The following is an 18,359-nucleotide window of genomic DNA, read 5'->3' as shown; positions in this document are numbered from 1 at the left end:
AAAGAGCAACACCTTACTGTTGCTCTTTTGTTTCTCCAGCCTTATTGCTTTATAGATTCATTTTTCGCCTTTCTTGCTTGCTGACGTGATATTCTTTCCATGTATTTCATGTCTTGCAAGACCAAGCGATTAATGGAATCATATTTGGCAACAATAGCACGGGTTAATTCCTGTTCATCCTGATAATCCCACTCAGAATTACTCTTCTCTAAGGCCAACATCGTAATATCATGAACTCGAATGGCCTTAACAATACTTTTCATATCAAACATCGACATCGTATCGCCCCCTAACCTATTCATATGAAGTTTCTTGTTAAGGGGATACAATTTTATCAATTTACTTTTACCTATTTTTTAATAAGGACGTTAATTTTATCCGCAACCTCTTGGGCTGTATCGCTGTCTCCATCAACAGGTGTAAAAAGAGCTCGATCTCCCATATAGACAGTGCCATTTTGCCCAACAGATACCGTTTCTAGTGTATTGTTATGATATTCTCTGGCAAGTTTACCCGCAATTAAATATGTACGTTCAGCTGCTAAATAACGTTCAGTCTTCGCTGGCGTGATAATCTCAACACCGTCAAGACAAACCGTTTTATCACCTTTTACAGTAACATGGCCATGACTATAATCTGTCATTCTCTTAGAAAAATTATTCACACGGTCGGAAGTCTTAGGATGATTATTGGGACTCACAATTTTGCTCAGTCCATCATGCCATAATTCTCCCAATTTAGAGCGCATAAAAGCCATGGCAGCAGCGCCACCACCCGGATTATAGCCTGCAGCAACAGCATTATCAAAACCAGCATTATCTGCCGCCCATTCTTCTTGCATGGTAATGACTTCATTATTGATATAATTAGCACTTGCAACACCCAATACTTGGCTTGTTATGCCCGGATTATCCTGTAAGTACAAATCAACTAACACACCAAGACCGATACTTTTTTTCGTTCCTTCTACAGGGTCCTTGTGTTCTCCATGTCCCATTTCATGACCAAGAATAGAAGCAAACTCATCTTCATCAAGCATTTCAATAGTTCCTTTGTTAACAGCAATCACACGACCTAACGTACAAAAAGCATTAATGCTTTTGTCAGGTGTTAAGTATACAGCATAATGACCCTTAATAATCCCGTTCGTCATTAAGCGTTGTGCTACATTCGCTAAATAGGCATCTTTTTCCTCATTTTCATAGACACCCGTTTGTTTTTGCGTTTGCGCTAACAAATCTTTTTGATGATTGTCATTAAGATTATTCAGTTGACCATTAATATAAGCAAACGCTGCAGCACCATATAATAAATTTTCTGTAAAGCTAGCAGCCTCAACCTTAACATTTCCGACAAAACTTGTTATTAAAATAAGGAATCCACTTAAACAAAGCACAAGTCCTTTTTTGATCCCGTTCATTTGTAACATAAATCAGTCACTCCTATAAACAAAACATACCCTTTTCCATTTATATCCACGGGTAAAAATTCTATTTTAATTATAGCTTTTCCAGTAAAAATTAACAAGTTACTTTTTGCCAGGCTGATTTTCCGTGACAGAATTAGCGTATTAAATCCAAAATGTCTGGAATGAGCTCTTTTGTCGCAAAAACACCCCTGTCAATACAAGTATCAATATCAACTTTATTTGAAAAAGAAATATCAAACGTTTGCGGTCGAATAACCAGATCAGAATGTTGCCGCCCTTTTAATAAAGTGACTTCCCGTGACATAATTTCAATGCATTGCATAAGTACCTCACCAACCGATTGGATTCCATAATTCGGTTTTCCATCATAACCTAAATCAACACCAATGACAATATCAGCTCCCATCTCACGTAAGATATCTGCTGGCAAGTTGTTCTTTACTGCTCCATCGACAAGCATCATACCAGAATAATTTTTAGGAGTGAAAAGTCCTGGAATAGAAATACTGGCGCGAACAGCATCGATGATAGGAATATTATAATAATACTTTGCATTTAAAATTGTTGGCTTTGCACGTAAAGGAGTCATAAAAAAGATAGTTTCAGCTGTATTGATATCCACAGCTGTAATAGCCAGTGGAATATTTGTCTCACGCACCGTAAGCTCGCCCCAGAGCAACTTGAAATACTGCTCGATGCAGTCCCCTTTAATGACACCAGCGGGAATAACAGATAGCAGTCGGACTTTTCCTGTAAACAACCATTTCATACCATACTTAATAAGCTGATTGATGGAAAGTTTCGCATCAATTAAATCGTTAAGACGTACCTTATGCGCAAGCTCCCGCATTTCTGCCGGACTTTTTCCGGTAGAATATAACCCCGCAATAATGGCCCCCGCACTCGTCCCAGCAATCATATGCACAGGTATCTGTTGGCGACATAATTCTTGGAGCACGCCAATATGAGCAAGTCCTCTCAGCCCGCCTCCGCTTAAAGCAATTCCTACTCGTGGCATACGAACGTGCTGACGTCCATTTATTTTAACAATCACAGTTTAACACCTCACCTTGCTACAAACACTCTTGTTATAGTTTATGATGCGTAGATCAATCGAGGTGAGCAATCGGACAAAAAAAACAGTTCTACATAAACTGTAAAACTGTTTCATGAAAATCCTATTCATTCATTTTTTGCGCTAAAATAATCATTCTTGGCGTATCTTCATCATAAGTACGACCATCAAATGCGCCATAGACTTTTTTTATCTGAAGATGATGAAAGCTAAGTAATTCCGTCATTTCTGCTAACGAATAAGTACGAAGCTGAAAATCAGTCTCCATTTTCTGTCCAGTTACTTGATTAATCAACTGGCGTTTCATCATGGCCAAGCCTTCATAAATTTCTACTTTTGTTGATACAACACTTTCGCCATTAGGATGACGCCAATAACGATTCAAATTATTTTTTTGCATCCATTCACGATTCAATAAATCAATCAAAAATAGTCCCTTAGGTTTTAAAGAACGACTAATAGCCCCCATAACAGCCGAATTTTCATCGTCATTAAAATAACCGAAGGCAGCAAACATATTAATAACAGCATCAAAGTGGTTATAAAAATGTATTTCTCGCATGTCACATTGACAAAAGTCAATGCTGACCTCAAGCTCCGCTGCTTTTTGCTTGGCAATACTTAAAAAATCAGCAGTATTATCCACTCCAGTGACTGCATATCCACTCTTGGCCAATTCAATGGCATGACGACCATATCCGCAATATAAATCTAATATCTTAGAACAAGCAGGAAGATTAAGTGCCGCCTTGATAAATTCGACTTCTTGGTCCGTTCCAGCCAAAGAAGCAGCTGAAAAATCACCAAACACATCCTGACTCATGTAACTACACCTCGTATCATAAAAACCTCTACTCATCCATTACTTTTCATTAATCTGATAAAAAACACGAATGCAATTACGATTCGCATCCTTTGCCGCATATAAAGCACTATCCGCATGTTGAATAATCTCAACATCATTCATTGCATCACGTGGAAAACCTGCAATACCAATACTTACAGATAAAAAGCCAAGCGGCTGTGTTTCATAGTTTTCAAAGGGAAACTCCGCAACACTTTTTCTAATTCTTTCGGCAATAACCGTCGCATCGTAAATAGAAGTTTCAGGAAGAATCACAGCAAATTCTTCTCCACCATAGCGCACCACAATATCTACATCACGGACAGCACTATGAATCAAGTTAGCTATTTTACGCAATACGACATCGCCTTTTTGATGCCCATAGTGATCATTATACATTTTAAACCAATCAATATCCATCATCAAAAAAGCAAGTGGTCTCTCATATCGCTTGGCACGTTTAAATTCCTGAAGAAGATACGTACGGAAATAGCGATAATTATAAAGCCCTGTCATGCCATCCGTAATAGCTTGAACTTGTACTTTGGAAACATAATTGGCATGATCAATGGTCATAGCAATTTGATTGGCAATAGAGCGGAACATATCAATATCCATGTCATAAAATTCTCTTTTATCTGTTGTCTCAATTTCAAGAACACCCAGTAGTTTATCCTTAATAACTAATGGAATAGCTAGCTCACTCACGCAGTCACCACCGCTATGAATATACTGACTATCTTCCTTCCCATTGGGAATATAAACCACTTCGCGATGCTGCGCTGCATAACCACAAATACCTTCGCTAAGTGAGATTTGCGCAGTTAAAGGGAATTTGTGAAAACAATTTGTGTGAGCACGAACAACTAATACTTGTTGCACTTCATCAAAGAGTAATAAGGCAACATTAACAGTCCCAAAGTCATTAGTAATATTCTCAATAATTTTATCAAGTACCGCCTGTTGATTAACCGTTGTCTGCGCGACAGAAGTAATACGATAGAGAGCAGCCAAATGTTTTTTTGTTTGCTCCATATCCATTAAATACATATCCTGATTGGACATAGCAGCATAGAGTTCCTGCGTAACCTTTTGCTGCTGTTCAACAAGTTCATTAAATTCTTGTTCAAGTAACGTATATTCTGTAATATCGCGAATAAAAACAATGATACTTGCTGATTTTAATTGAAACTTCCAAGAAAAATACTCTTTTAAATCGTATACCGTAGTATGTTCATGACAACAAATCATTTGTGGCATACCATTTTTTTTAGTTTGGTCATAAGCGTCAAGAATATGTAATGCTTCACTCGAAAAAAGCCTTCTCACGACATGACAAAAATTTTTTCCAATGATATTTTCACAACGTTTTTTTGTTAATTTTGACATAAAAAATTCAGTAATTATACCCTCTTTATTAATAACTAGCAATGCGGAGGGAACCTGTGAAACGATAAATGGAATGATCTCAGCATGTAATTGGTTATCCAAGAAAAGACCGCCACCTCTATAATATCAATGGTTATATTTTCGCTATGATTTGATAAAAATCCTGCCCCCTTTCACAGCGCAAAGAAGCTATTTCGTTATCATAAACAACGAAATAGCTTCTTTGCTATAAAAACTATTTTTTTTGATTTTTAATATACTCAGCGCCCTTTTGGAGGGCTAATTTATTAATTTCCACAAGTTGTGGCTTTTTGGCGAACAGCTTGGCAAAGGCTTGTAACGCTGATTCGTCTTTGACCGCCTCAGATGCTGCAACAATAGCACCTAATACAATCATATTTGCTACTTTCAAATTACCGAGTTCTTGCGCCAGTTCATTGGCTGGAACCTTATATACCGAAATATCACTTCGCGTGGCTTCCTTTTGAATAAGAGAACTGTTAATAATTAAAATCCCACCGGACTGAAGAGCAGGCTCAAATTTATCTAGTGAAGGCAAATTCATGGCAACAACAAGATTAGGCTCTGTAACAATAGGTGATCCTACCGGTTCATCAGCAATAATGACAGAACAATTTGCTGTACCACCGCGCATTTCGGGTCCATAGGATGGAATCCAGGAAACATGCCGATTCTCAATCATTCCTGCATAAGCAAGAAGTTGGCCCATTAACAAAATGCCCTGTCCACCAAAGCCAGCTAAAACAATATCATTTGACATCCTTTTTCACCTCCAATGACTTATAGACACCAAGCGGGAAAACCTTCATCATATTGTCTTCTAACCATTTATTTGCTTTGAGCGGCGCCATACCCCAATTGGTTGGACACGTTGATAACACTTCCACAATAGCGAACCCATCACCATTTAATTGATGTTGAAACGCTGTTTTAATGGCTGCTTTGGCTTTCGTCATATTCGCTGGATTATTCACAGCCACACGGGCAACATAAACTGCACTTTCGATTGTCGATAACAGTTCACAAACATGGATCGGATGGCCTGTATTTTGTAGGGAACGTCCATAAGGTGATGTCGTCGTAACCTGATCAATTAGTGTTGTCGGAGCCATTTGCCCGCCTGTCATGCCGTAAATGGCATTATTTACAAAGATGGTGGTAAAATTTTCACCCCGTGCAGCAGCATGAATAATTTCAGCACAACCAATTGCCGCCAAATCACCATCACCTTGATAAGTAAAGACAACGGAATCAGGATGAACCCGTTTTACGCCGGTTGCCACAGCAGGTGCACGTCCATGAGCCGCTTCAAGCATATCTACATTAAAATAGTCATAAGCGAGGACGGAACACCCCACAGGGGCCACACCGATCGTATTTTCACGTACACCTAATTCATCAATGATTTCGGCGACTAAGCGATGAATAATCCCGTGATGACACCCTGGACAATAATGAAAAGGAACATCTAACAAAGATTCAGGACGTTTAAAAACGACAGTCATATTATTTCCCTCCTTCAAAGCTCAAAACCTTCTTAATTTGTTCAGCCACTTCTTTTGGCGACATAATCATGCCACCTGTCCGACCATAAAAATGAACGGGCCGAACACCATTCACAGCTAGCTTGACATCTTCAACTAGTTGTCCGGCACTAAGCTCCAGTGTTAAAAAAGCTTTCGCTGATTGGCCTAGTTCTTGAAGAGGGGCACTTGGAAATGGCCACAATGAAATAGGACGAAAAAGACCGACTTTATAGCCTTCACTTCGCACAATATCAATAGCAGTTCGCGCAATACGTGATGTAATGCCATACGCAACAAGAATCAAATCGGCATCATCCGTCAAAACTTTTTCGAAGCGCACTTGTTCCGCTGTAATTTTTTTATAATTAGCCTGAAGAACCTGGTTGTGTTCTTCGAGTTTTTCCGGTTTTAAGAACAGTGAATTAATAATATTGGGAGTTTTCCTTTTCTTCATACCCACAGCTGCCCAAGGTTTCTCAATGGGCTTTTTATCAATCACAGGAAATACAATAGGTTCCATCATTTGTCCTAAGGCACCGTCACCAAGAATCATAACGGGATTACGATATTCATCAGCTAAATCAAAGGCCAAAATTGTCATATCGACTAATTCTTGGACAGAATTTGGGGCTAAAACAATGAGTCGATAGTCACCATGACCACCACCTTTGGTAGCTTGAAAATAATCGCTTTGAGATGGCTGAATGCTACCTAGACCAGGGCCACCACGCATCATATTAACGATTACGCAAGGTAGCTGCGCACCAGCTGCATAGGAAATACCCTCCATTTTAAGACTAATCCCAGGACTAGATGATGAAGTCATCACCCGTGCTCCAGCCCCTGACGCACCGTAAACCATATTGATAGCAGCAATTTCACTTTCGGCTTGCAAAAAAGTTCCGTCTACCTGAGGCATCCGTCGTGACATATATTCAGTAAGTTCTGTTTGTGGAGTAATAGGATAACCGAAATAATGGCGACAACCAGCAACAACAGCGGCCTCACCGATTGCTTCATTTCCCTTCATTAAAACCTTTTCAGCCAACTTGATTCGCTCCCCTCTTATTTGTGAATTTCAATCACCATATCCGGACAAGCTTTAGCGCATATCATACACCCAATACATTTCGATTCATCAATGCAACTGGATATACGATAACCTATGCTGTTCATTCGATCAGATAAAGCAATAATTTTTTTAGGACAGACAACCGTACATAATTCACAGCCCTTACACCTTTCTTCGTGAAAAACCGGTTTTGGCATAATGAACCCTCCCTTGGACACTCGATTTTATAGAACTTTCGTACTTTAAACAAATTCCACAGAGAAATAAAAAATCCTGTTTTGGAAGGAAAGTATTAGACGGAAAAAAGGTTTTGCAAAAACATGCAAAACCTTTCTAATCCAGTAACCTTTGACTCGTCTCGTCCATACTACCGTTAAAGGTTGTTATTCAACAACCTCAGAAAAATAAACGACACTAACCATATCTGAAGGCATAATATCTTTGTCATACATGGATCGTAAAAACGTAATCATTTCATCAACATTTGTAATGCTCTGACTTTCGCCTTGCAAATCTTCTGCTGAAAGTTCATTAAGAGGTTTTACATCTACTCGATCAATAACAGCTGAATAGAGTTTTTTGCGTTGTGAAAAACGTTTGCCAACTGTAATCCACACAATATCTCCCTCACGGTATTTCGCACTTTTATCACCATTGCGGATGGTACAGCTTTTACGTCTTGACACCAATTGGGAATGATAATGGGATGAATAAAAGTTTAAAGCACGCATTTTTACTTTTCCTCCATTCTCGCACTAGCTAATGAATATTGTTCAAGAATTTTTTTCTGAATTTTGTACAAGTCGTAACCCTCTTACTTGATTTTCAAACAGAATTCTTTCCACATCTAAATGCGTCATCTGGCGTTTGTACATCAAAATTTTTCCTTGTACAATGACTGTGTCTACATCCCCCGCTGAAGCTGCATAGGTTAATAGGGACAAACGGTCATGACGCGGATACCAGTTTGGTTTATGCATATCCAGGAGAACTACATCCGCCTCATAGCCTTCTTTAAGCGTGCCAATGACCTTTTCCAGTCCCAAACATTTAGCTCCTTGTTCCGTCGCCATATTCACGGCCTGTTTGGCTGGAATGACTAAGGGATCGAGACTACTTGTTTTATGAAGCAGGGCGGCTAGACGCATTTCCTCAATCATATCCAAATTATTATTACTTGCCGTACCATCTGTACCCAGTCCCACAACAATACCTTGTTCAAGCAGTTTGGGTACGGGAGCAATGCCGCTGGCGAGCTTCATATTGCTACCAGGATTGTGAGCAACTTTAACGGAATGAGCCTTCATTAAGGCAATATCAGCGTCAGACACATGAACACAGTGCGCCGCAAGCACTGGATGATCGAGAATCCCCACTTGTTCCATTAAGGCAATAGGAGAAAGACCATACTCTTTCAGACAATCTGCTACTTCCCCTTGTGTTTCAGATAAATGAATATGAATGGGAGCATTCAGCTTATCAGCCAGAGCAACAACTTTTTTCAAATAAGCAGGCGGACAGGTATAAGGAGCATGAGGCCCAAGCATCACAGTAATACGGCCACTAGCCTTGTGATTCCAATTGTTAAAAAAGTCCTCACTATCTTTTAAAGCTTGCTCACCATTGGGCGCCACGCCTGCCATACCACGAGCAAGGACGCCGCGAATGCCGCTTTCTTCAACAGCACGAGCCACCTCATCCATATGGAAATACATATCAGAAAAAGTTGTTGTACCAGACTGAATCATTTCAACAATAGCCAGCATGGTTCCCCAATACACATCAGCTGGTGTAAGCTTGTCTTCAGCCGGCCAAATTTTATTTTCCAGCCAATCCATAAGTAACATATCGTCGGCATAGCTGCGAAATAGCGTCATAGCTGCATGAGTATGTGTATTAATAAAACCAGGTATGGCTAGTTTATCTTTGCCATCAATCACTTTATTTGCCGACCAAAATTCATAATTACCGATCCCAACAATCTTACCCTGATCAATGGCGATATCAGCCGGACAAATCAGGCCCTGACTATCCAAAACTTCCGCTTGTTTAATTAAAATTCTAGACATATTTATTCCTCCCTTCTAGCTTCTTCCTGACGCTGACGATAATGCTGCTGATAAAAAGCATGCATTTGAGAAATGTCGTCCTCACTTAGTGAAATAGCTCCGCCAAGCATCTGAGCATAAATATAGATTTGAGCAGCCTTTTCGACAAGCTCACAACAAAGCAGTGCCTCAGACAACGTCGAACCACAGCCAAGAACACCATGATTTGCAAGTAATACGGCATTCTTATTTCCTAGTGACTTTACAGCATTATGCGCCAGCTCTGCCGTTCCTGGCAGAGCATAATGAGCCACTTCAACACTCCCACCGACAACTTGCAATAAATCTTCAATAATTGGCGCGATGGCTTTATTTGCTACAGCACAAGCACTGGCAAATACGCTATGTGTATGAACAATAGCCCCAATATCGCTGCGAGCTTGATAAACAGCGACATGCAGTGGAAGTTCTGATGACGGCGTTAATTTACCTTCTTTAATTTTGCCATTTTGGTCAACAAGAACAATATCCTGCGTTTCCAAAGACAAATAATTACGTCCAGAGGGAGTAATGGCAAGGGTATCTCGTGCTACACGTGCACTAATATTGCCCCATGTCCCTGTGACAAGACCGGAACGCAATAGTTTATGCCCCACATCAATGATTTCACTTTGCACCTTTTCTATCAGCATCTGCCCGACCACTCCCCTGTTTTTAAGCCTGAGCCAAGTATGCTTCTTGTTCTTTTGTAAGCGTGTCAATGGAAAAGCCCATGGCCTTGAGTTTTAGTGAAGCAACTTTAAAATCAAATTCCTCTGATACCTGATGAACTTGATTCGTCAATTCTTGGTGATGCTGCAAGATATGCAGCGCTGCAATCACTTGCATAGCGAAAGACAGATCCATAATTTCAGCCGGATGACCATCACCTGCAGCAAGATTCACCAAACGACCTTCAGCAAGCAAATAAAGCTTACGACCATCTTCCATGACAAATTCCTCAATGTTTTTCCGCGCTTGTCGAGTAGAAACAGCTATTTGCGCTAAATCCACCTTGTTTACCTCCACATCAAAATGGCCAGCATTCGCAAGAATCGCTCCAGCCTTCATGACAGTAAAATGCTGACGATTAATGACATTGCTACAACCTGTAACAGTAATGAAAATATCACCAATTTTTGCTGCCTCGATCATCGGCATGACACGAAAACCATCGAAAACAGCTTCCGCTGCTTTAATCGGATTCACTTCGGCGATCACCACATTAGCACCTAATCCTTTAGCCCGCATGGATACGCCCTTACCACACCAGCCATAGCCAGCAACAACAACAGTCTTGCCTGTTACAGTCAGATTCGTTGTACGCATAATGCCATCCCAAACAGACTGTCCTGTTCCATAACGATTGTCAAACAAATATTTGCAATAAGCATCATTAACAGCCATCATTGGGAATTTCAAACGTCCCTCAGCAGCAAGCGCCTTTAGGCGCAACACACCTGTCGTTGTTTCTTCACAGCCGCCCATAATATTTTTTGCCAAATCAGATCTTTCCCCATGGAGGAGAGCCACTAAATCGCCACCATCATCAATAATAATGTCTGGCTTACTATCAAGAGCTTTATTTAAAAAATGATCATATTCTTCAGCTGTACAGTTATACCAGGCATAAACATTCAGCCCACTATCAACAAGTGCTGCAGCCACATCATCTTGTGTTGACAGAGGATTACTGCCTGTAACAACGACTTCGGCACCGGCATTTTTCATCACCAGCGCCAAATAGGCCGTCTTGGCCTCTAAATGAACAGATACGACGACTTTTTTCCCTGCAAAGGGTTTTGTTGCTGAAAGATCTTCATTTAAATAATTGAGTACAGGCATATGTTCTCTGACCCAGTTAATCTTGTCGTGGCCCTGAGGTGCCAAATGAATATCGCGAATTAAAGATGACATTGTTCTTCCTCCCGTTTTTTCAAATCTTTTACAGCCTGTTCAAAAGGCGGCTGTGAAATTCCATGTTCTGTAATAATCGCCGTAATATAGTCGGCAGGTGTTACATCAAAAGCCGGATTATAAACCTCTACGCCTGTTGGAACGGTTTGTATGCCAGCAAAATGACTGACTTCATTAGCTTTCCGTTCTTCGATCGGAATTTCTTCGCCCGTAGCAATGGAAAAATCAAAAGTAGACGCAGGTGCAGCCACATAAAAAGGGATATGATGTTCCTTGGCCAGCACTGCAACACTATATGTACCAAATTTATTGGCTACATCACCATTTTTAACAATACGATCTGCTCCAACAATAACCGCGCCTACTTTATGTTGCTTCATAACCCATCCAGCCATATTATCTGTAATGACTGTAACAGGAATATGATCTGCCGAAAGTTCTAACGCTGTGAGGCGCGCTCCTTGGAGCAGTGGACGTGTCTCATCGGCATAAACAGCTGCAATGTTGCCTTCAGCAAAAGCCTGACGCACAACCCCCAAAGCTGTACCAAAGGACACGGTAGCTAAAGCGCCGGCATTACAATGAGTTAAAACAGTTGTAGGTTTTGTAAATAAGGTCGCTCCCCATTTCCCGATTTAGAATAAGCTGTCCTTCTTTCCATTCTAACGAATTCATCTTCTCACCATCCTTACAGCTTAAAACCGCCATATTCACTTAACGCTTCCCGGCAATGGCAATCTCCGTCACTAAGAGCAGCAATCGCTGCCATAATTAGTTTGCGAATATTTTCGCCTGAAAGCGACATGGCTTCAACAACTTCACTATGTGTAAGAGGTTGCGCCGAAATACCTGCCGCAAAATTTGTCACCATAGATACTGTAGAATAACACATTTCAGCCTCACGCGCTAAAACTACTTCAGGTAAATTGGTCATCCCAACGAGATCCCCTTGTAGAATGCTAAACATCTTAATTTCTGCTGGCGATTCAAACCGGGGTCCTTCTGTGCAAACATAAGTTCCTTGCTGATGAATGGCAATGTTTAACTTTCTAGCCTCATCATATAAAATACGCCGAAGATGAGGACAATAAGGTTCTGTTACATCAACATGAACAACACCTCGCTGTCCTCCTTCATAAAAAGTAGCAGCGCGTCCTTTCGTAAAATCAAGGAATTGATCAACAAGAACCAAATCACCAGGTCTCATCTTTCGGTTCAGTGATCCCACGGCTGTTGTCGCAATGATCTGTTCAACACCCAGCTTTTTCAAGGCCCATATATTAGCGCGATAGTTAATCAGATGCGGTGGAATAGAATGATGACTACCATGGCGCGCCATAAAAGCAATTTCCTGTCCTAAATACCAGCCGCTTTTGAGTTGTACTTCACCAAAAGGCGTGTCTACTTGCTGTTGCTGGATATTTTCCAACATCGTTGGATCATAAACACCTGTACCACCAATAATGGCTATTTTCATTTATATTCACCTAACCTTTTAAAATTGTTTGCTAAAACAATTATTCACTTTCTCTAGTTTATACAAAGACCTATAAGCTCACTCTAATGTCTACAAAAATATAAAAACAACAACAATAAAACCGCTATTCACTCCTGAACAGGTCAGGAAAACAGCGGAATATGACTTTGAAAGAATAATTTCGCTCTAGCAGCAAAAAATTCCTGCTAACTCCTTAAGATAAATTTACACCCACAAGTCCGCCAAGTGCTCCAGCGGCAATCCCGGCTACAAATTTATTGACTGTTACCCATATGGATAACATATCCTGGGCGACATAAAGTCCAATAAGCAGAGATAAGCTTACATAACAAAATCCAATGATACTACCCACAATTAAACCTTTTGATTCTACCTTAAAAGTAGCATAAACACTGCCAATAAAAATACTGCTCATCGTAATACCGACAATGATATACTGAAGATTTCGCTCCACAAAAGGGCTCTCAGCAACAAGAAAAAAAGCAGACAAAAAAACAACCGCAAAAGCCGAAATGGCCAGACTCATAATAATACCAGAAATAATGAGCTTGGCCACTTGGGGTACTTTTCGCGGCAGTAAAGCATTTGCTTTATTTCTAATCCGTTTGGCCACAGTCTATCCCTCCTAGACTTTTAGTAGTAAATTTATGCGCCAAACTCCAATTTATACCACTTTAGACATAGAAACATTTCTTTATAATGTAAGATTCCAATCATCCACGGTATTTAGTAGCTGATAGTTTGTCAAATCAAAGTGAACAGGTGTCACGGCAATTTTTCCTTGCTTCACGGCATTAATGTCATTATCCTCGCTCGTTTCATCATCTACAATATTACCGCCCATCCAGTAATAGCTACGTCCACGCGGATCTTTTCGATGTTCAAAAGTATTTTCATATTGGCGAAAGCCTAGCTTAGTCACAGCAACACCTGTAATTTCACTGGCAGGCAAAGCAGGAACATTGACATTAAGCAAGGTATGGGGCGGCAAGGGATCATGCATTAATTTTGGCACAAGCTGCTTCACAAACTGCGCAGCCACTGTGAAATCACAGTGATCCCACGCATTAAGTGATACAGCAATAGCAGGAAGACCATGTAGCGCTGCTTCAATCGCCGCGCTGACTGTTCCGGAATACAGAATGTCTGTGCCTAAATTAGGGCCATGGTTAATACCAGATACAACCATATCCGGTAAAGAATCAACAAGTAATTCTTCTAAAGCTATTTTCACGCAATCTGTTGGCGTCCCGCCCACTTCCCACGCCTTTATAACAGCTTCTGCAGAATATTCATCAAGACGAATGGGGTGTTGAACCGTAATGGCTTGACTCATAGCACTTTTTTCAACGTCAGGAGCAATAACATAAACATCAGCAATCTCAGCCAATACCTTCCACAAGGATTGAATTCCCTTGGCACGAATACCGTCATCATTAGTCAATAAAATACGCAATAGTAACCCTCCTAGTCATTAAAGTATATTGAGTAGGTGATGCATTTGTGGAATAATCCGCACATGTTCAAGACATTCTAGAGCCATTTCGAAAAAAGTTAGAAGTTTTGTTGTTGATAGTTTTTCCCTTTCATCGTGCGTTGTAACAGGCTGCAAGATGAGGGGAATGCTCTTATTTACATCAGCAATCACCGATAAAGCCTCTGCAAACTCGCCTTGACTCGATTGATTGGATAAAACAATTTTAACAAAGACTTCTTTATGGGCAGCAAGTTTTAAAAATCGACGATGAGATGAGAAATAATCTTGTCCGGTACTGCTCGGAAGCTTGATATCCATGCTGATAATATGTATGAGTGATAAAACTTCATTGAGCTCATCAACTAAGACACCATTTGTTTCTAAGTACAGAGGAATCTCGATAAACGGTGCCAATTCTTTAATAGCCGAAGTATGACATAAAGGCTCACCACCTGTAAGGCTCACTGAATGGTGGCGAAGAATGAGAAGTTGGTTAACATATCCTGCAAGATCATAAATAGCCAGCGGGTTAGGAATAAAGTTAAACTGACCACTGCCTGCTGATTTTTCGATTCTAGCTGCCTTATCATACTGAAAAGACTCCGTTGTATCACAATAATGGCAACGCAGGTTACAACCGGAAAAACGCACAAAAACCTGACGATAACCAACATAAGGCCCTTCACCTTGCAACGATGAGAAAACTTCAACAACTGTTTCACGCATGCTGAACCTCCTGTCGATAAGCGACAGCTGAACGGGGTGATTCCCATATTTTCACTTCATAAAGCGTAACAGGGTGTTTCTTAAGTGGCTCTACAAGTGATTCATAAATATACTTAGCAATATGTTCTGCTGTTGGATTTTGTTTTTGGAACATCGCAAGCTCATTTAAATAGTAATGATCAAGCTCATTAATAATGCTATTCACTTCCGCTTTAAGCACAGTGAAATCAATAATCATACCCAGTTCATCCAATTCACAGCCGTGTACAGTCACTTCGACCTTCCAATTGTGACCATGCAGTCGATTGCATTTGCCTTGATAATTACGCAAGTTATGAGCGGCCTCAAATTCGGCCATAATCGTCAATTCAAACATATCTATTCTCCTTACATCATAATAGCATTAGTATATCACGAAACAGAAAAAGATGAGCAATAACTCATCTTTTCATCATCATTTCTTCGCTTATTTTACTGCCTCTTTGCTTAGCAGATTTTTTTTTGAAAACTCCGCTTGCTCGCTTACAAGAACGTCCTGATAGCGCAAGTTACGCGTATGAGCCGTATGACTCCATTCATGTTCATTGCGATGCAGGAAACCAATAAATGTAATGGGAATCCAACTGTAAATAAATAAGGGATAATAAAGTAAATAATACCAGGTCTTCCATGAAACATGAATCTTGGCCAAGATAATAACAGGAAAAATATATTGCCCAATAGCAATAAACGTCCATACTTCCATTGGCAAAACCTGATACAAGATATTCGTATAAAAGGGAAACCAATTATAGACATATGTGGCAATAACAAATCCCGTAGACAACAATAAAAAATAAGGTTGAAATAAATGAAATACACCATCAATCAGCCGTATATCACGCCGTTTAAAACCTTCTAAAATAAGCTTGGGAATGTACCTGCCTGCTACGTCAAACTGTCCTTGTGCCCAACGTTTGCGCTGCCGCCAAGATTGAGCAAAGGTAAGCGGTTTTTCATCATAAACAATAGCATCATGATTCCATGTAGTCGGAATGCCGCAAAGTAGGCTTTTCATGGTAAATTCCATATCTTCCGTCAGACACGTAGCTCCCCAACCAAACTTTTTCAACACATCCATGCTAATGCACATACCTGTCCCACCAAGAACACTAGTTAAACCAATATTATATTTTGCCAAATGCCAAATATGATTGATAACCCAAAAAGCAATAGCAAAAGTGGCTGTAACCCACGTATCATTTGGATTTTTCGCATCAAGATAACCTTGAATAATTCGTTCGCCTTTACAAAGACGACTATTCATTTCCGTTAAAAAGGCTGGATGAACTAAATTGTCGGCATCAAATACAACAACGGCATCATATTGTTTCTTCATAGCGTATAATTTAGCAAACATCCATTCCATGGCATATCCCTTGCCACGCTCATTTTTACTGAAACGTTCATAAACTAAAGCCCCCGCAGATTGAGCTATACGGGCCGTACTATCCTCACAGTTATCTGCAATAACATAAATATCATAAAGCGATCGGGGATAATTTAAAACACTTAAATTATCAATCAGTTGACCAATTACAGCCTCTTCATTATGAGCAGCCACAATAACGGCAAAAGTTTTTTCTGGTGTAACAATTTTTGTCTCTTTACGTTTCCACAAGCCAAACATGGCAATAATGAAATAGTACAATGTAAAAAATACAATCAGGAGCTGTAAAGGGATCATGATGATGTCAAAAATATGTTCCATGGATTTTTCTCCTTTGAAATCCGAAATTGACATTCGCTATAAAAATAATACACAAAATATCAGCAAAATACAATCGGAATAGCAATAACGTGTCCGTTCATGACAGCTTAATTTTAATCTATAAGTGAAATCTCATATTAAAAGCAGATTTAGTGTTTACAATACTTCTGATTTATAACCAAATCTGCCGAAAAGGGTGTTTAAAATTCCAAAAATAGCATAAGTAAAAATCACAGCAAACAACAAAGCATGCTGATAGACAATAAATATAAAACAGCCACTAGCAAGAGATAGTACTACAGGAATAGGATAAATTTTTTCACCCTTCCCTTTAAAATCGGGGTATTTAATTGTACTTACCATAAGATAGCCAAAAACAGCTACAAACAAAGGAAATGTATAACCATCAGGCTTGATTCCCATCATGATAAAAGTAACAACAGCGCAGCCAGCTGCTGGAATAGGCAGCCCCATAAAATGCCCCTTAACAATCCCTGTGTTAACATTGAACCGTGCTAACCGCAAGGCACCGCAGACAGCAAAAAATACGGCTACAAGCTGTCCAAGTAAATCAAACTCCTGCAAATAATAGGCATAAGCCAAAAATGCCGGTGCTGCGCCAAATGAAACAAGATCACAGAGTGAATCAAGCTCTTTGCCAAAGTCACTGGACACACAAAAAAAACGCGCCGTCCGTCCATCAGCCGCATCAGCAACCATGGCGGCAACTACACAAAACGCAGCAACATTGTAGGCACCATGGATGGTATTCATAATAGCAAACATGCCAAAAACAAGATTTAGTGCCGTGACTGCGTTTGGTATGATACTTTTCATTTGCGAATCCTCCCTATAATCGTCTCTCCACCACGAACACGATCTCCTTTTTTAACAAGAACTTCAACTGATTTTGGCATAACGACTTCCGTACAGGACCCAAATTTAATCATACCGTAACGTTCACCCCGTGTAAGCACATTGCCTAATGTCACCCATGAAACAATACGCCGCGCTAATATGCCGGCAATCTGAGTAACAAGAATCTTCATTTGGTCATTTTCAATTCCCAGTGAATGACGTTCATTTTCACAGCCAGCAGATTCTTTATAAGCCGGACGAAACCGTCCGCAAGTATATTGTTGATAAATAATTTCGCCTGCAATAGGACTGCGATTAACATGCACATCAAGAACCGATAAAAAAATCGTGACCTTAATGGCTTCATCAAGTAAGAATTCTTCATCATAAATGTCACATACACTCATAACTTTCCCGTCTGCTGGTGACATAACATAAGCTTCGTCCCCTGGTATCTTCCTATTTGGATTACGAAAAAAGAAAGTAACAAAAACAAGAAATACGCCAGGTACAATGCTCCAGTACCCCCCCATAACAATAGCGACACAAGCTGTCAAACAGGCTAAGATAGCAATATATCGATATCCTTCTTTTACAATAGGACCTTTAACCATCCATCCACCTCCTAAGGCACCGCTATGGCAGCACAAAAACAAAAAGCAAGCTACCACTTGCCTTTACCGTGTCTCA

The 18,359-nt window shown here is 40.1% G+C and carries 22 protein-coding genes; all 22 read right to left on the bottom strand.

All coding sequences use genetic code 11. The features are described 5' to 3' along the window. Window positions 1-41: 41 nt before the first annotated feature. The gene (locus Ga0466249_RS07110; protein WP_215828742.1) at window positions 42-278 is read right to left on the bottom strand and encodes a hypothetical protein; all 237 of its coding nucleotides are present in this window, start codon (window positions 276-278) and stop codon (window positions 42-44) included. Window positions 279-349: 71 nt separating this feature from the next. Further along, entirely contained in the window at window positions 350-1,429 is a 1,080-nt protein-coding gene (locus tag Ga0466249_RS07105; protein ID WP_215828741.1) for a M48 family metalloprotease, read from the bottom strand. A 133-nt stretch (window positions 1,430-1,562) separates the two neighbouring features. Then, a complete protein-coding gene (locus Ga0466249_RS07100) occupies window positions 1,563-2,483 on the bottom strand; it encodes a patatin-like phospholipase family protein (protein ID WP_312889728.1) in 921 nt (306 codons plus the stop codon). Window positions 2,484-2,607: 124 nt separating this feature from the next. Continuing rightward, window positions 2,608-3,327: a class I SAM-dependent methyltransferase gene (locus Ga0466249_RS07095; RefSeq protein ID WP_215828740.1), complete on the bottom strand. Its 720-nt coding sequence runs from the start codon at window positions 3,325-3,327 to the stop codon at window positions 2,608-2,610. Window positions 3,328-3,366: 39 nt separating this feature from the next. Further along, complete coding sequence (locus tag Ga0466249_RS07090) at window positions 3,367-4,839, bottom strand: sensor domain-containing diguanylate cyclase (protein ID WP_215828739.1); 1,473 nt, start codon at window positions 4,837-4,839, stop codon at window positions 3,367-3,369. A gap of 133 nt (window positions 4,840-4,972) precedes the next feature. Further along, window positions 4,973-5,518 (bottom strand): 2-oxoacid:ferredoxin oxidoreductase subunit gamma family protein, encoded by a 546-nt coding sequence (locus Ga0466249_RS07085; RefSeq protein WP_215828738.1) that lies wholly within the window; start codon window positions 5,516-5,518, stop codon window positions 4,973-4,975. Continuing rightward, window positions 5,508-6,263 (bottom strand): thiamine pyrophosphate-dependent enzyme, encoded by a 756-nt coding sequence (locus Ga0466249_RS07080; protein WP_215828737.1) that lies wholly within the window; start codon window positions 6,261-6,263, stop codon window positions 5,508-5,510. Before Ga0466249_RS07080 ends, Ga0466249_RS07085 begins: the two co-directional genes overlap by 11 nt. A gap of 1 nt (window position 6,264) precedes the next feature. Next, window positions 6,265-7,332 (bottom strand): 3-methyl-2-oxobutanoate dehydrogenase subunit VorB, encoded by a 1,068-nt coding sequence (locus tag Ga0466249_RS07075; protein ID WP_215828736.1) that lies wholly within the window; start codon window positions 7,330-7,332, stop codon window positions 6,265-6,267. Between the two features lie 17 nt (window positions 7,333-7,349). Further along, window positions 7,350-7,553: a 4Fe-4S dicluster domain-containing protein gene (locus Ga0466249_RS07070; protein ID WP_215828735.1), complete on the bottom strand. Its 204-nt coding sequence runs from the start codon at window positions 7,551-7,553 to the stop codon at window positions 7,350-7,352. Between the two features lie 186 nt (window positions 7,554-7,739). Further along, a complete protein-coding gene (locus Ga0466249_RS07065) occupies window positions 7,740-8,087 on the bottom strand; it encodes an ASCH domain-containing protein (protein WP_215828734.1) in 348 nt (115 codons plus the stop codon). Between the two features lie 42 nt (window positions 8,088-8,129). Continuing rightward, window positions 8,130-9,425 carry an amidohydrolase gene (locus tag Ga0466249_RS07060; RefSeq protein WP_215828733.1) on the bottom strand — a complete coding sequence of 432 codons (1,296 nt, stop codon included), beginning with the start codon at window positions 9,423-9,425 and terminating at the stop codon, window positions 8,130-8,132. A gap of 2 nt (window positions 9,426-9,427) precedes the next feature. Next, window positions 9,428-10,096, bottom strand: coding sequence for a class II aldolase/adducin family protein (locus tag Ga0466249_RS07055; protein WP_215828732.1), 669 nt, complete (start codon window positions 10,094-10,096; stop codon window positions 9,428-9,430). A gap of 22 nt (window positions 10,097-10,118) precedes the next feature. After that, a complete protein-coding gene (locus tag Ga0466249_RS07050; RefSeq protein ID WP_215828731.1) occupies window positions 10,119-11,360 on the bottom strand; it encodes an adenosylhomocysteinase in 1,242 nt (413 codons plus the stop codon). Further along, window positions 11,348-11,995 (bottom strand): S-methyl-5-thioribose-1-phosphate isomerase, encoded by a 648-nt coding sequence (gene mtnA / locus Ga0466249_RS07045; RefSeq protein WP_215828791.1) that lies wholly within the window; start codon window positions 11,993-11,995, stop codon window positions 11,348-11,350. The genes Ga0466249_RS07050 and mtnA overlap by 13 nt, the downstream gene beginning before the upstream one ends. Window positions 11,996-12,048: 53 nt before the next feature. Next, window positions 12,049-12,837 carry an S-methyl-5'-thioadenosine phosphorylase gene (gene mtnP, locus Ga0466249_RS07040; protein WP_215828730.1) on the bottom strand — a complete coding sequence of 263 codons (789 nt, stop codon included), beginning with the start codon at window positions 12,835-12,837 and terminating at the stop codon, window positions 12,049-12,051. Between the two features lie 214 nt (window positions 12,838-13,051). Beyond that, entirely contained in the window at window positions 13,052-13,471 is a 420-nt protein-coding gene (locus Ga0466249_RS07035) for a TIGR04086 family membrane protein (RefSeq protein WP_312889727.1), read from the bottom strand. 81 nt (window positions 13,472-13,552) lie between these two features. Next, window positions 13,553-14,314, bottom strand: a complete 762-nt coding sequence (gene surE, locus Ga0466249_RS07030) for a 5'/3'-nucleotidase SurE (RefSeq protein WP_215828729.1) — start codon at window positions 14,312-14,314, stop codon at window positions 13,553-13,555. Between the two features lie 18 nt (window positions 14,315-14,332). Next, a complete protein-coding gene (locus tag Ga0466249_RS07025) occupies window positions 14,333-15,061 on the bottom strand; it encodes a 7-carboxy-7-deazaguanine synthase QueE (RefSeq protein ID WP_215828728.1) in 729 nt (242 codons plus the stop codon). Continuing rightward, window positions 15,054-15,437: a 6-carboxytetrahydropterin synthase QueD gene (gene queD / locus Ga0466249_RS07020; RefSeq protein ID WP_215828727.1), complete on the bottom strand. Its 384-nt coding sequence runs from the start codon at window positions 15,435-15,437 to the stop codon at window positions 15,054-15,056. Before queD ends, Ga0466249_RS07025 begins: the two co-directional genes overlap by 8 nt. A gap of 90 nt (window positions 15,438-15,527) precedes the next feature. Continuing rightward, entirely contained in the window at window positions 15,528-16,811 is a 1,284-nt protein-coding gene (locus tag Ga0466249_RS07015; RefSeq protein ID WP_215828726.1) for a glycosyltransferase family 2 protein, read from the bottom strand. Window positions 16,812-16,967: 156 nt separating this feature from the next. Beyond that, window positions 16,968-17,648, bottom strand: a complete 681-nt coding sequence (pssA, locus tag Ga0466249_RS07010) for a CDP-diacylglycerol--serine O-phosphatidyltransferase (protein WP_215828725.1) — start codon at window positions 17,646-17,648, stop codon at window positions 16,968-16,970. Beyond that, on the bottom strand, window positions 17,645-18,283 hold the full coding sequence (locus tag Ga0466249_RS07005; RefSeq protein ID WP_215828724.1) for a phosphatidylserine decarboxylase family protein: 639 nt from the start codon (window positions 18,281-18,283) through the stop codon (window positions 17,645-17,647). The genes pssA and Ga0466249_RS07005 overlap by 4 nt, the downstream gene beginning before the upstream one ends. Window positions 18,284-18,359: the final 76 nt, after the last annotated feature.

It is taken from the genome of Pelorhabdus rhamnosifermentans (assembly GCF_018835585.1).
Classification (GTDB): Bacteria; Bacillota; Negativicutes; order UMGS1260; family UMGS1260; genus Pelorhabdus; species Pelorhabdus rhamnosifermentans.
The sequence above is the reverse complement of the archived record's forward strand: the minus strand, read 5'-3'. Positions and strand labels throughout refer to the sequence as shown.